Annotated in this window: 14 protein-coding genes; 13 read left to right on the top strand and 1 reads right to left on the bottom strand. The window is 37.0% G+C overall.

Going from position 1 to position 13,074, the window contains the following annotated elements; all coding sequences use genetic code 11:
• Positions 1-5 precede the first annotated feature (5 nt).
• From BUC07_RS17850 to BUC07_RS17785, 13 genes are all read left to right on the top strand, one after another.
• Positions 6-944, top strand: a complete 939-nt coding sequence (locus tag BUC07_RS17850) for an ROK family protein (RefSeq protein ID WP_073173027.1) — start codon at positions 6-8, stop codon at positions 942-944.
• Positions 945-955: 11 nt separating this feature from the next.
• A complete protein-coding gene (locus BUC07_RS17845) occupies positions 956-2,104 on the top strand; it encodes an MFS transporter (protein WP_073172959.1) in 1,149 nt (382 codons plus the stop codon).
• Positions 2,105-2,166: 62 nt separating this feature from the next.
• Complete coding sequence (locus BUC07_RS17840) at positions 2,167-4,557, top strand: GH92 family glycosyl hydrolase (protein ID WP_073172956.1); 2,391 nt, start codon at positions 2,167-2,169, stop codon at positions 4,555-4,557.
• A gap of 112 nt (positions 4,558-4,669) precedes the next feature.
• Positions 4,670-4,960 (top strand): JAB domain-containing protein, encoded by a 291-nt coding sequence (locus BUC07_RS17835; protein ID WP_073172952.1) that lies wholly within the window; start codon positions 4,670-4,672, stop codon positions 4,958-4,960.
• A gap of 268 nt (positions 4,961-5,228) precedes the next feature.
• The gene (locus BUC07_RS17830; RefSeq protein ID WP_073173023.1) at positions 5,229-6,497 is read left to right on the top strand and encodes a site-specific integrase; all 1,269 of its coding nucleotides are present in this window, start codon (positions 5,229-5,231) and stop codon (positions 6,495-6,497) included.
• Between the two features lie 69 nt (positions 6,498-6,566).
• Entirely contained in the window at positions 6,567-7,259 is a 693-nt protein-coding gene (locus BUC07_RS17825) for a hypothetical protein (protein WP_139279642.1), read from the top strand.
• 222 nt (positions 7,260-7,481) lie between these two features.
• The gene (locus BUC07_RS17820) at positions 7,482-7,832 is read left to right on the top strand and encodes a helix-turn-helix transcriptional regulator (RefSeq protein WP_073172945.1); all 351 of its coding nucleotides are present in this window, start codon (positions 7,482-7,484) and stop codon (positions 7,830-7,832) included.
• Between the two features lie 82 nt (positions 7,833-7,914).
• Positions 7,915-8,346, top strand: coding sequence for a hypothetical protein (locus BUC07_RS17815; RefSeq protein ID WP_139279641.1), 432 nt, complete (start codon positions 7,915-7,917; stop codon positions 8,344-8,346).
• A 98-nt stretch (positions 8,347-8,444) separates the two neighbouring features.
• Positions 8,445-8,786: a helix-turn-helix transcriptional regulator gene (locus BUC07_RS17810; protein WP_073172937.1), complete on the top strand. Its 342-nt coding sequence runs from the start codon at positions 8,445-8,447 to the stop codon at positions 8,784-8,786.
• A 131-nt stretch (positions 8,787-8,917) separates the two neighbouring features.
• Positions 8,918-9,238, top strand: coding sequence for a hypothetical protein (locus BUC07_RS17805; protein WP_073172934.1), 321 nt, complete (start codon positions 8,918-8,920; stop codon positions 9,236-9,238).
• A gap of 200 nt (positions 9,239-9,438) precedes the next feature.
• The gene (locus BUC07_RS21005; RefSeq protein WP_175552563.1) at positions 9,439-9,582 is read left to right on the top strand and encodes a hypothetical protein; all 144 of its coding nucleotides are present in this window, start codon (positions 9,439-9,441) and stop codon (positions 9,580-9,582) included.
• A gap of 406 nt (positions 9,583-9,988) precedes the next feature.
• The gene (locus BUC07_RS17795) at positions 9,989-10,228 is read left to right on the top strand and encodes a hypothetical protein (RefSeq protein WP_073172925.1); all 240 of its coding nucleotides are present in this window, start codon (positions 9,989-9,991) and stop codon (positions 10,226-10,228) included.
• A 194-nt stretch (positions 10,229-10,422) separates the two neighbouring features.
• Positions 10,423-12,114, top strand: coding sequence for a hypothetical protein (locus BUC07_RS17785; RefSeq protein ID WP_073172919.1), 1,692 nt, complete (start codon positions 10,423-10,425; stop codon positions 12,112-12,114).
• Positions 12,115-12,843: 729 nt separating this feature from the next.
• Here BUC07_RS17785 and BUC07_RS20735 read toward each other — a convergent pair.
• Positions 12,844-13,056 carry a hypothetical protein gene (locus BUC07_RS20735; protein ID WP_139279640.1) on the bottom strand — a complete coding sequence of 71 codons (213 nt, stop codon included), beginning with the start codon at positions 13,054-13,056 and terminating at the stop codon, positions 12,844-12,846.
• Positions 13,057-13,074: the final 18 nt, after the last annotated feature.

Below are 13,074 nucleotides of genomic sequence, written 5' to 3'. Positions count from 1 at the left end.
TGAAAATGAACAGAAAATACGCAATAGGTGCCGATGTTGGAGGCAGTCATATCAGCACAGTACTGGTTGACCTGCAAAGAAAACAGATAATTGAAAATAGCCACAGCGAACAAAAAGTCGATAATAAGGCGTCAGCTCATGAAATCTTGAATAGCTGGGCAACGGCTATTAAAGAAACCATGCAACATTCGAAAAATGATGAGGTAGCCGGCATTGGATTTGCCATGCCGGGGCCATTCGATTATAAAAACGGAGTTGCACTCATGGATAAAAGTGTGGCCAAATACGAAAATCTGTTTGGTAGAAATGTCGGCGATGAATTGAAAGAATTGTTGGATTTACCGCAATCGATGCCATTTCGGTATTTAAACGATGCACTCGCTTTTGCAGTTGGTGAATGCTGGATAGGAAAAGCAGCAAACTACGAAAATGTGATGGCAATTACCTTAGGTACCGGTTTTGGTTCTGCGTTTTTAACAAATGGTGTTCCTGTCATTGAAGGAGATCGTGTTCCTGAGAAAGGTTATGTTTACCATATTCCGTATGAAAGCGGGATTGCAGATGATTATTTTTCAACGCGTTGGTTTATTACCGAATTTGAAAAAAGAACCAGGATAGTTTGTAACGGAGTAAAAGAAATTGCAGACAAAGCATCAGAAACGGCTGAAGCAAGAAAGTTGTTTGAAGATTTCGGAACCAATATCGGCGAATTTTTAGCCCCGCTATTATCCACATTCGACGCAGATTGTCTGGTAATCGGCGGAAATATCTCTGGAGCTTATCCACTGTTCGCGCAATCGTTTGAAGCCGCTTTGTCTGGAAATAATCTTTCAGTCGAGGTTGTAATTTCTGAGTTAATGGAGTCGGCTGCGATGACAGGAAGTGCAAGACTTTTAGAAGAATCATTTTGGAATAAACTGGAACCGTTGGTTTCAAAAATATAAGATCAGGATAAATGGATAAAAAGAATTCAAAGTTGGCAGTAATACCGGTGTTGTTCGGTTTTTTTATTATGGGTTTTGCCGACGTAGTTGGAATTTCAACCAGTTACGTACAACAGGATTTTAACCTGAGTGATTCCATGGCAAACCTTTTGCCAATGATGGTTTTTCTGTGGTTTGCTGTATTCTCGGTTCCCACCGGGATGATGATGAACAAGCTCGGCCGCAAAAATACTGTTTTAATTAGCCTGGTAGTTTCTTTGATTTCATTACTGGTGCCGGTAATTGCATACGAGTACACCGTAATGTTGTTTGCTTTTGCTTTACTCGGAATTGGGAATACAATTCTGCAGGTTTCTTTGAATCCGCTTTTAACAAATGTAGTAAGCCAGGATAAACTGACAAGCAGTTTGACGTTTGGACAATTCGTAAAAGCAATCGCCTCTTTTTCAGGGCCAATTATCGCGGGATTTGCTTCAGGTACTTTGGGAAACTGGAAATTGATTTTTCCGATCTTCGCCGCGGTTACTTTCTTATCCGGATTGTGGTTGGTTCTAACTCCAATTGAAGAGGAAAAGAAAGAAGTAAAAACTACCAGTTTTGCTTCCAGTTTTGGGTTGCTTAAAGACCCGGTAATTCTTATGCTGTTCCTCGGAATTTTGCTGTTGGTGGGGATTGATGTTGGCTTAAATACCACTCTGCCTAAATTTTTAATGGAGAGAACCGATTTGCCTCTGGAAAGGGCTGGTTTGGGAACAAGTCTCTATTTTGCAGCGCGTACGATAGGTACATTTGTTGGGGCAATTTTACTGATAAAATTTTCAGGACGTAAATTTTATATTGGAAGCATGATTTTGGGGATTGCCGCCATGGTTCTGATGATTTTCATTTCTAACCTCTGGGTAATTCTTGTCATGATTTTTTGCCTGGGGCTTGCGATTGCCAATGTGTTCTCTATAATTTTTTCTGCTGCTTTGCGGCGGGAACCTCAACGTGCAAACGAAGTTTCCGGCTTGCTGATAATGGGAGTCGCCGGTGGTGCAATTGTTCCACCACTAATGGGAATTATAGCAGATTTAACAGGCCAGACCGGAGCTATGGTTCTTTTATTGGTTGCGTTGGGATATTTGTTATTCAATGCGATAAGGATGCAAAAGGATTAAAATTTCACAAAACAAATGCCGGAGCTGTTGATTTTATTCGGAACGATTTCAAAAAAATAAAAATGATGATAGACAAATCAATTTTACTACTTTTACTACTTGTACTAACCATAGGGTGTTCAAATAAAGACGTGGACAGCAAGCGGGACGAAAATGACTTAGCTTCCTATATTAATCCGTTTATTGGTGCAAGTACAAGTACTGATGCCGCCGGAGTTTATCACGGGTTAGGGAAGACATTTCCTGGAGCTGCTACTCCGTTCGGAATGGTTCAGATAAGTCCGAACACAATAACCGGAGGAGATAACGGCTCAGGTTACAGCTACGAACATCAAACCATTGAAGGATTTGCTCTAACACAAATGAGTGGTGTCGGCTGGAACGGTGATTTGGGAAATTTTCTGGTGATGCCGACTACCGGAGAATTAAAAACCAGTGCTGGGACAGCCGAAAATCCTGATGCAGGATATCGTTCCCGATATTCAAAAGAAAGTGAAAAAGCCGAAGCAGGATATTATTCTGTGCGGTTGGATGACTATGGAGTAAAGACTGAATTAACAGCTACCAGTCATTGTGGAATATATCGGTTTACATTTCCTGAAAATGAAAGGTCGCGAATTCAGATCGACCTCGCTCGTCGTGTTGGGGGAACGTCAACACTTCAACACGTAAAAGTGGTGAATGAAAATACAATCACAGGATGGATGAAATGTCCACCCGAAGGAGGCGGCTGGGGGAACGGCCTCGGCAAAGCCGATTACACGGTATATTTTTATGCGCAGTTTAGCAAATCGCTTAACAAATTTGGTACCTGGAGTGCTGATATTCCGGATGGTTGGTCACGTAAACTGGAGGATGTTACAAGTGAACCTTATCAGGAAGTTGTTGCCAATGCCACTTTAAAAGAAGGGATAACTGAAGAAGAAGGCAAACACCTGGGATTCTTCACCAATTTTTCTACCGAAGACAATGAGAAGGTTTTATTGAAAGTAGGTATTTCGTTTGTCAGTTTGGAAGGAGCCAAATTAAATCTTGAAGAAGAAATCGATGGGTGGGATTTTAGTCAGGTACGCAAACAGGCGTATGAGAACTGGAACAATGCGCTTCAGAAGATTTCAGTAAAAGGTGGAACTGATGATGAGAATACCATTTTTTATACCGCTTTGTACCACTCGATGATTGATCCCAGAACATTCGAAGATGTGAATAATCAGTACATCGGCGGTGACAATTTAGTACATGAATCAGAAAACTTTACCAAGCGGACTATTTTTAGCGGCTGGGATGTGTTTCGCAGTCAGTTTCCACTGCAAACGCTCATAAATCCAACTGTAGTTAACGACATGATTCAGTCTCTTACTACTCTTGCCCGAGAAAGTGGAAAAGGCTATTATGAACGGTGGGAACTTATGAATGCCTACAGTGCTTGTATGATTGGGAATCCGGCAATTTCGGTGCTTGCTGATGCTTATGCAAAAGGAATTCGAGATTACGATATCAGTGAAGTATACAAAATCGCCAGGAACACCAGTGAGAAGAGCGGAAATGAAGAAAAAGGTTTTACGGTTCGAAGTGATGCCGTGGATTCAGGAAGTGCAGGTTATGCAATCGGCGAATTTTCAATTTCAAATACTCAGGAATTAAGCTATACCGAATGGTGTATGTCGGAGCTGGCTAAAGCTTTGAGTAAAGAAGAAGACCATGAAAAGTATTTGAAACTTTCACAAAGCTACCGGAATGTGTTTGATTCTGAAAAGGGCTGGTTTCGTGCAAAAAACGAAGACGGAACCTGGAAAGAATGGCCCGAAAGAGGTCGGCTGGAAGAATGGTTCGGCACCGTTGAAAGCAATCCTTACCAACAGGGGTGGTTCGTTCCCCATGATGTGGAAGGAATGGTTGAGTTAATGGGCGGCCGTGAAAAAGTATTGGATGACCTGACCAATTTTTTCGAAAAAGCGCCCGAAAATATGATGTGGAACGATTATTATAATCACGCCAACGAACCGGTACATCACGTTCCGTTTTTATTTAACCGGCTAAACGCCCCGTGGTTAACTCAAAAATGGACACGCGAAATTTGTCACCGCGCTTATAAAAACAAAGTAGAAGGATTGGTTGGGAATGAAGATGTGGGACAAATGTCGGCCTGGTATGTGTTGGCAGCCATCGGATTACATCAGATTTGTCCGGGCGATTTGCGCTATGAAATTACAAGCCCGGTATTCAATGAAATTGAAATTCAACTGAATGAAAAGCACACATCAGGAAATACATTTATGATCAAGGCAAATAACAATTCTTCAGAAAACATCTATATTCAAAGTGCCAAACTTAATGGAGAGCCTATAAATAGATGCTATTTAAACTACAAAGAAATTTCTGTTGGTGGAATTCTGGAATTGGAGATGGGAGCGACTCCAAATATGAGCTGGGGATTGGAACATGATCGTTAAATCCCGGCAAATTATTCCGCCCGGCTCAATGTGCATTGCTAAAATTTGACCGGCGTGCCAGACCCGTCCGGCAACTGACGAAAGCCGAATCTCCAGGGCAGGAGTGGTTTTTATGTCAGATTTATTTTCACTCAATGAAATTACAGTTCCCTACTCACACAAAACCAAACCTTCCAGTTTACCCCAAATCTCCAGTTCTAAAGATGTTTACAACCTGGTATATCCAAGTTGGATGAAAGATATTGAACATCGTGAATCATTTAAGATTTTGCTGCTTTCAAGAGCCAACCGGGTTTTGGGAATATCAAACTTATTTACAGGTGGTTTATCAGGTGCAGTTGTAGATGCAAAGTCATTCTGCCAGCCTGATTCGTTTTTTATGGTCTATTTTGACTCATTATAAATAAAAAAGCCTGCAAATCATTTGATTTACAGGCTTTTGGTGTTTTTTGGATTTCCTATCCGTCGGGGTGAGAAGATTTGAACTTCCGACCCCTCGCCCCCCAGGTGTGTAATTCTAATTTATATCTATTTGTATTAATTTTATAAAACCTATATTTGGTGGGCTTTACAGAGATTTTATAAATATTAATATAAATTGGTTTTGTATCGTTTTTAGTGCTATATTGCGACAGAAGTGCGACAAAAGTGCGACAAAAATTAAACGAAATATGGGAAAGTATAAATTTACGATGCGGACCACTAACCCTAACAAAGAGGGGTTGTATGCTGTAATGCTTGAGGTGTCTAAACTTAAGAAGAGGAGCTACCTTTCACTAAAAATACACGGTGACCCACATTATTGGGATGACATTCAGGAACGATTTGTCATCGAAAAGGGACTAAGAAGTAAAGAAGCAAAGGAAAGAAACGAGGAGCGCAAAAAAAATAATTACCTAATAGAAAGGTATAATCAACGGGCAATTGATATATTGCGCAAGTTTGAAGATGAGAAAGTGGACTGGACCTTAAACCAGTTTAAGGAAGCATTCACTGGAAAGATTAGGCAGGGAAAATTCCATTCATATATCTTGGAACATATAAAAACATTGCGGGAAACAGGACATACTGGAAATGCAAATTGTTATGACAATCTGGAACATATCCTTTCCTTATTTGATAATAAGATACAGGAAAGGGTCTTTGGTGAAATCGATTATAAGTATGTAAAAAGGTTTGATGTATTTCTTCAGAAAAGGAAGAACGAATCGAATACAAGAAGGTATTATATGAAGTCGCTGCGGGCAATAATCAATAAAGCAATTAAGGATGGAGAGGCAACGAGAGGTACTTATCCGTTTGGGAAAGATGGCTTCAAAATTTCTGAATTGGATAAAGAGACAGCAAAAAGATATCTTCCGAATGATTACCTGGTTAAATTAAAAACTTCCAAATCATCCCGTGAAGTTCGTGAGTATGCCCGTAAACTTTTCTTATTTTCCTATTATTGTTACGGAATGTCTTTTATTGATATGGCACATTTGAAAACAAAAAACATCGTTATTCATAATAACGGGAAATACATCGTCTATTTCAGACAAAAAACAAAAAACCAGCCCAAAACAAAACCGATTCAAATAAAGATTACAGAGCAGATTCAGCAATTAATAGATGAGCTTAAACAATTTAAAGAGCCAATGAAAGATTACTTGCTACCAATTATTACGGTAGATCATGAAGGGGAGAAGTTATATGAACACATTACAAATAAGAGAAAACGTTATGTAAGCTATCTTAAAGACCTTGCCAATGAGTTTGGTTTTGAATTTAACCTTACAAGTTATGTTAGCCGACATACAATGGCAATGCAATTGCAGAATAATTCAATCCCCAGGGATAAAATAAGCCAGATTATGGGACATAATGATTTACAAACAACTAACACCTATCTCGATAGTCTGGATAGTTCAGTAATTGATGAAGCAGTAAAAGTATTATAATTAACATTTTTTATTTCTATTATCATGCAATACAAATCAATAACTCCTGAACAATATTTCTACTTAAAAATGGATGATATCAAGGCTGTTCCGATTGGAGCTGAAAAATATGACTACATGGTTAATCTTGTCCATGAACTCAGGAAATATAGAAATTCAGAAGTTTTAACACAGAAAGTACTAGATCCTTTTTTTAAGACTCCTTTCGATGACAAGGATGAGGTAGAAGAATGGTTGATGTCAGCTTTAAGGAATGATGACACTTTTGTACATGCTTATAACTGTATGGTAGAAGATCAAAATTTTACTGGCTATCGGTTTGATAAGAAATTTGTAAGTGAGCGTCAATTACACACTCTGCTGCTTGAAGAACAAGAAGAAGAGGTTAGGCAAAATTCTTTATCAGAGCAAGAAATGCTTCATCATAATACTGCCTCAAAAATTCTTGATCTTGAAGATTCAAATTTAAAACAGGAACTGTTAAAAATATATGAAAAGGCAATTGAAGCAAAAGTAATTGAGTGCACCGATGAGTCATTTTTGTATTGGTTTGGAGGGAGACGTGGAAAGCCTCACCCCAAAATAAGTTGGATAAAATTGAATAACAGAGGAGAATATCATAAAAATGCTTTTTTTTGGTTCTGTAAAAAAATAAATCCCGATATGAAGGCAAAGGAGATGACCGAGATTTGTGGCACAAAAATAAATACTAATAACAAAAATTACACACCAGAAAACGAAGTATCAGGAATATTCAAATAAACTTTGCGATGGTAACACGATGCCAATGTCGCATGAAATTTAACAGCTCAACTGCTTTTGCAGTTGGGCTTTTTTATTTTATGTCACTATGAATTTGCGATATTTTGCGACTCTAAAACGACACCAGGTGTCGCAATAAAGCATTGATTTACTGGGTTGTAAATCATATTCTGTCATTATATTTGTTGCATCGGGAACGAACCCGAGAATAAATTTTGTTTAATGAATAATATAATTGAAAGTCTACCTTCTCAGGTAGCAGTTTTAATGGAAGAAGTAATAGCTGTAAAGGGGCTATTACTTGAAATGAGGAAAATGCCGGTAAGAGAGAGCGAGATCATCGGCATTGAAGATGTATGCAGGCTGACAGGGTATGCGAAGAATACCGTTTATCAACACGTGCATCAAAACAAAATCCCCTACCACAAGCCAGAACATGGCGGACGCAAGCTGATCTTTTTCAGGTCGGAAATTGAAAACTGGCTAAAAGGCAGAAAGCCTGAAACTTCTGAAGCATACTGTGAAAGGAAAGAGCTTGAATTGTATAACTCAATGAAGGGAGGGTTGAATTGATGACAGAAAAAGATTTAGGTAAAGCTTATGGGACATTTAAAGAAATTATGAATCTCAAAATTAAACTATGGAGGAATTTAAAATGAAAACAGAAAGAAATTTATTTCAAGAATGGTTGGAAAGCCAGTCGCTATTTACTAATTGCTGTAAAGTTACTGAAACAGGCAAGGTCCTGTGGAACGAAGGTGAAATTATCATTGACCTTGAAAAATTGGGTCATCGCTCAGTGCTGATTGATAAAAAAATCAGGTTTTTACGATTTCAGGAGAACGAGATTAAAGAAACCAATTACAGTGAGATTAAAGACTTGATCTTGGAAAGGATGAATTGCACTGGATCTCAAAAAGAAAGGATGCATTTAATTAGAAATAATTTATTCTTTGCTGAGGATTTATTGAAAAACCTGAAAGAAGCAATTCCGGAACGAGCAGTTGATAATTCCTTGGAGTTTTACAATGATGAAGGCATTTTCACTGTTACAAAGGATGGAACGTTCATTGATTATTGGGCTTGATATTAATGTGATAATTAAAGTGAACAGGAGGGAGCCAAAAAAATGAGGATATTCAGTCAAGCTCAAACAGCTCCCTCCCTCATTAAGAAATTTAATAAATGACAAACAGAATATTAAAGATTGAGGTAAAATACAGAAATGAAGTAATAGCTATAAAGGGGCTATTACTTGAAATGAGGAAAATGCCGGTAAGAGAGAGCGAGATCATCGGCATTGAAGATGTATGCAGGCTGACAGGGTATGCGAAGAATACCTTTTATCAGCACGTGCATCAAAACAAAATCCCCTACCACAAGCCAGAACATGGCGGACGCAAGCTGATCTTTTTCAGGTCGGAAATTGAAAACTGGCTTAAAGGCAGGAAGCCTGAAACTTCTGAAGCATACTGTGAAAGGAAAGAGCTTGAATTGTATAACTCAATGAAGGGAGGGGTGAATTGATGCAAAAACACCATCACAGAGTTTTACAGTGTCTCCAAATAGTGCCAGTAGTGATTTATCATCACCAGCATGAATTGGTCGATACAAAGGAGAGATTTTCGAAAACACGTAACATAAATAAAAAGTAAAAAATGGAGAGTTTATTAAAAAGATGTAGTATAAACGATGTAGATATTATTGATTTCTGCAAAGTAACCAATACAGGAGAAATACTCTGGAATGAAATTGTAACTATCGAATACCTTGAAAGGTTAGGATTTCGAAATGCTATAGTTGACAAGACAAATTTACTAATCCGCATTCAGAATTCATTTGTTAAGGTAGTAAGTTTTGAAGAGATAAAAGATTTATTGTTAAGTGATTTGTTTTTCACTTATGATAAAGAATTTTGGAAATATCTGACTTCAACTCAAAAATTCTTCTCGAAAGATCTTTTATATAAATTGAAATGAGAAGAAGTAGAGCAAACTGAACCTGGTGTAGCTGTCTTGTATGTAGATGATGGTTATTGGGTTATAAGTGATGATGGGAATACATGGTTCTGTTTTTATTAAAAAAGTTATTTAAGGACAAAATAGTAAGGAGGGAGCAAAAAATCTGAAAATATTTAGATAAGATTTAGCAGCTCCCTCCCTAACAAAAAATTGAAAAAATGAAAAATTCATTATTTGATGAGGACGGTAATGTCAGTTTAACTATAAAGCTTGAAATTCCTGTAAAGGATTTAGAGAAAGTGATAGAAGATGTCGTTATTAAAACAACTGAGATCTTGATGACGAAATTTAAGAACGAGTGATCAATGGAGTTTATTCCCCGAAAAGAGGCCATAGAGCGGCTGAATGTTAAAACTGCAAATACTATGAGCAGCTGGGAAGAAAAAGGTTATTTGAACCCACATAGAATAGGTGGGAGGATTTATTATCGGCAAAACGAGTTTGCCGGTTCAGCGGAGAGATTTCCGAGAATAAAAGAATGTTTAATTTAAAACCAAAACAATTTAAGTTATGATTGAATTACAAACGAAACATACACCTACCATTATGAAGTTTTATAAATGGTTGATAGATGGTCTGTTGGATATTACAGAGAATGGAAACATTAGATTGAATGAATAAAACTTCATACAATTTCTACAAGCTATTGGTATCCATAAGATAAGATTTCAAAATATCACAAAGTATGTCCACATACAGTATGATAATATGGAAGAAGTTAATTCTCAATACGTAATGAACTATGTTTCGAAATTTTTGCGTGCTAATGGTAATGATAAGATAAGGGACTATTTTACACAAAATAGCCATGTCATTTCCCATGAATTAATATATAGTCTTATGGAAAGAATGCCTTATGAAGTAAGTGAAGGGGATGAAACATTCATTTTAAGTGAAGGCATCTTATTTGTTATAGAAGATAAGATTCATTTCAAATCCTGGTGTTAAAAATTATCACGATTTGTGAATTGAAGAGAGGGAGCAATATATCTGAAAAACTCGTTACAGGAAATGGTAAAACTGCTTCCTCCTTTTTCTTTATAAGTGATACACGACAAATAGAGGGAGCAAAAAATCTGAGAATACCTATAAAGGAGATAGCAAAATTGCTCCCTATTTAATAAGGGAAAAACTCCAAAATTATGAAGATATATAGATATGATGCTGAATATGCAAACGAAGTGATGGAGGAAATTCCTCCAGGTTATATTGACAAAACAGTATGTGGATGCGGATTAACCTCTGTTGCTTTGGAAAACGATGTAAATACAATAATCGCAGTTCCAACGATTTATTTGGCAATAAACAAAGCAGAACAATATCCAAATGAAAGATTTGATGGGGATGTCTTAGCAGTTTGGGGAGAAACAGAATTGGGAGAAATAGAATTTTATAGGTACCGCAACCAACTTAAAAAGATCGTTGTAACTTATGATTCACTTCCAAAAGTTAAATACCTGCTTGAAAAATATGATTATAAATTGGTGATCGATGAATCAAATGAGCTTTTGTCAAAAACAAAATTAAAAACAGATGTAATTACCACAGTATTTGAAATTGCAGAAGAATACAAGGAGAGTGTTAGCTTTATCTCCGCTACTCCAACGCCATTGCAATATTTGCCTAATTGGGTCTCGGAAATCGATCAGATTAAGATTGAGTGGGCAAATACTATTAAGGCACAACCTATTTTGGCTGAGAGGACATTTCCTTACAAGAGTCTTAGAAATGAATTCATCGCTCCTCTTAATCAAAATGGTGAGATGACACTTGAGGGAAGAAAATTCAGTAAAGTAATAGTTTTTATAAATTCTGTTAGGCAGATATCGAACGTGGTAAAAGAGGCTGGATTAAAAAAGGAGGAATGTGGAATTATATGTGGCAATAGTCTTAAAAATGACAGCAGAATAATTGGGATACCCAGATATGTCTCCGGAGAAATGCCAAGATTCTTGTTTATTACATCATCCGGTTTCAGTGGAATCGATTTATATGACAGCCAAGCCATGACTGTTGTTGTTAGTAATACGAGAAAATCCTGGCAAATGATAGATATGCTAACAGATCTTAAGCAAGCGATTTCAAGGCAGAGAAATAAAAATAATCCCAATTATGGTACGTTTATATATATTTATAACCAGTCAATGTTCAGGAAAACAAAGGATGAGCTACTGGCTAAAATTGAAGAAGTAAGAGATAAAATCTCCAACACAATTTATTTATACGAAAAAGGATTAGAAGAAGGAAAAGAAAATGGTATAGAATTCTACCCGGATTTCGAAGCTTATACTTTAATTAAAGATGGTAGATATGTGATAAATGAAGAGGCTTTTAAAGCTGATAAATACTTCATCCTTGAAATAAGGGAACAATATTCGAAAGGATTTGATATAAAAAGTCAGTTTAACGTATCAAGTGAGATTGAGCCGATTATTTTGCCTGGTGTAGTCACATATACTGATTTAGTTGATTATTTTAAGGAAAACCACAAAAATGGCGCAATTGAATGGGGTGTATATTCAACTAAAACTGAATGGATTTGTGTAATTGAAACATGCTATAAATACTATAAGAAAGTATGGAAAGATTACACTTATGCTAATACGATGATAACGAATTATGGAGATGCTTTTGAAATTATAGCCTCAGAGGCCCATAAAGTTTTTGGGGAGGGAATTTACACGAGAAAAGATGCTAAAGCTATGATGCAGAACATTTATGATGAGCTTCAGATACCGAGAAAAGCTAAGCATCATGATTTTAATGAAATATTTAAAAAAGTAGAGCATCCAATGATAAATGGCGAAAGACACGTAAGGATTAAAGAAAAATAATAAAACCAGGCATTGTTACCTTATTAATAGAAATAGTTTTGAGGGTTCGGCAATTAAATGCTGAGCCCTTTTCATATTTCTGTAAAATTTATATCCTAAAGATAAAAAGCGAATTTACATTATAGAGGCTCCACTTTTACCAATTCCGGCCATTTTTTCATCGAAAAACAACAATAACTAATAAAAATATACCTGTGTAAGAAATCAATCAAGTTAAGCGAAAATCACCACGAATTTATCCCAATCTGTGTTCAAAATCCGGGAAATTGGATAAAATGAATCAGGCAAAAATGAAGGAGAATCGAATTTGCATTTAATAGAATGCAAAATTCAGTAATTTTTCAGGCGCGAATTTCTTGTGGAAAGGGGGTCTGGCGACTGTCTGTATTTCCCGGTAACACAAATAATTTTGCATAATCACCAATGGTTTCAGTACAAAAAGAAATTCATATTTGCACTTAACGTGTTTTCTGCAAATAAGAAAAATTATATTTGCAGAAGCACGGAGAACATTTCAACCTGCCATTCAGCAACTGCAAGAAAAACGTCCTTATCAACGATTAAAGGAATCGTCTCCAACAACCATCGGAAAACATTGAGACTGCAGAGCCCCCTTGGTAAAGCCAGCCGGGGGTCAATCCCCCTTCAGGCTGGCTTTAGAGACCTCATCGGCTTAACAAATCGACTTTGGCCCCCTTGGTATTGTCAATGATTGAAAGCAGGTAACAACTACCGCATCCTTTCAATCAATGATACAAGCCCCATCGCAATGAAGTTTGCAATTGTACATAAAATGCCACAAACCAGTAAAAAACCGATGAAACTGAACAGACCATCCGGATCGACCCAGTTCCACGAGATTACTGCTGCGAAAATGGAAAGCACTATCACTACTATCCAATACACTGCGGTTAATGCCCCGCCTTTGTTAGAAATACTCATAAGAAATTGTTTTAATTA

This window comes from Tangfeifania diversioriginum (genome assembly GCF_900141875.1).
GTDB classification, from domain to species: Bacteria; Bacteroidota; Bacteroidia; order Bacteroidales; family Prolixibacteraceae; genus Tangfeifania; species Tangfeifania diversioriginum.
Note: the sequence above shows the minus strand (reverse complement) of the source record. Positions and strands in the feature narration are given on the sequence as shown.

What these genes read in the sequence shown, in the direction of transcription:
- BUC07_RS17850 (WP_073173027.1), top strand. Translation starts at nt 6, where the DNA reads ATGAACAGAAAATACGCAATAGGTGCCGATGTTGGAGGCAGTCATATC.
- BUC07_RS17845 (WP_073172959.1), top strand. Translation starts at nt 956, where the DNA reads ATGGATAAAAAGAATTCAAAGTTGGCAGTAATACCGGTGTTGTTCGGT.
- BUC07_RS17840 (WP_073172956.1), top strand. Translation starts at nt 2,167, where the DNA reads ATGATGATAGACAAATCAATTTTACTACTTTTACTACTTGTACTAACC.
- BUC07_RS17835 (WP_073172952.1), top strand. Translation starts at nt 4,670, where the DNA reads ATGTCAGATTTATTTTCACTCAATGAAATTACAGTTCCCTACTCACAC.
- BUC07_RS17830 (WP_073173023.1), top strand. Translation starts at nt 5,229, where the DNA reads ATGGGAAAGTATAAATTTACGATGCGGACCACTAACCCTAACAAAGAG.
- BUC07_RS17825 (WP_139279642.1), top strand. Translation starts at nt 6,567, where the DNA reads ATGGATGATATCAAGGCTGTTCCGATTGGAGCTGAAAAATATGACTAC.
- BUC07_RS17820 (WP_073172945.1), top strand. Translation starts at nt 7,482, where the DNA reads ATGAATAATATAATTGAAAGTCTACCTTCTCAGGTAGCAGTTTTAATG.
- BUC07_RS17815 (WP_139279641.1), top strand. Translation starts at nt 7,915, where the DNA reads ATGAAAACAGAAAGAAATTTATTTCAAGAATGGTTGGAAAGCCAGTCG.
- BUC07_RS17810 (WP_073172937.1), top strand. Translation starts at nt 8,445, where the DNA reads ATGACAAACAGAATATTAAAGATTGAGGTAAAATACAGAAATGAAGTA.
- BUC07_RS17805 (WP_073172934.1), top strand. Translation starts at nt 8,918, where the DNA reads ATGGAGAGTTTATTAAAAAGATGTAGTATAAACGATGTAGATATTATT.
- BUC07_RS21005 (WP_175552563.1), top strand. Translation starts at nt 9,439, where the DNA reads ATGAAAAATTCATTATTTGATGAGGACGGTAATGTCAGTTTAACTATA.
- BUC07_RS17795 (WP_073172925.1), top strand. Translation starts at nt 9,989, where the DNA reads ATGGAAGAAGTTAATTCTCAATACGTAATGAACTATGTTTCGAAATTT.
- BUC07_RS17785 (WP_073172919.1), top strand. Translation starts at nt 10,423, where the DNA reads ATGAAGATATATAGATATGATGCTGAATATGCAAACGAAGTGATGGAG.
- BUC07_RS20735 (WP_139279640.1), bottom strand. Translation starts at nt 13,056, where the DNA reads ATGAGTATTTCTAACAAAGGCGGGGCATTAACCGCAGTGTATTGGATA.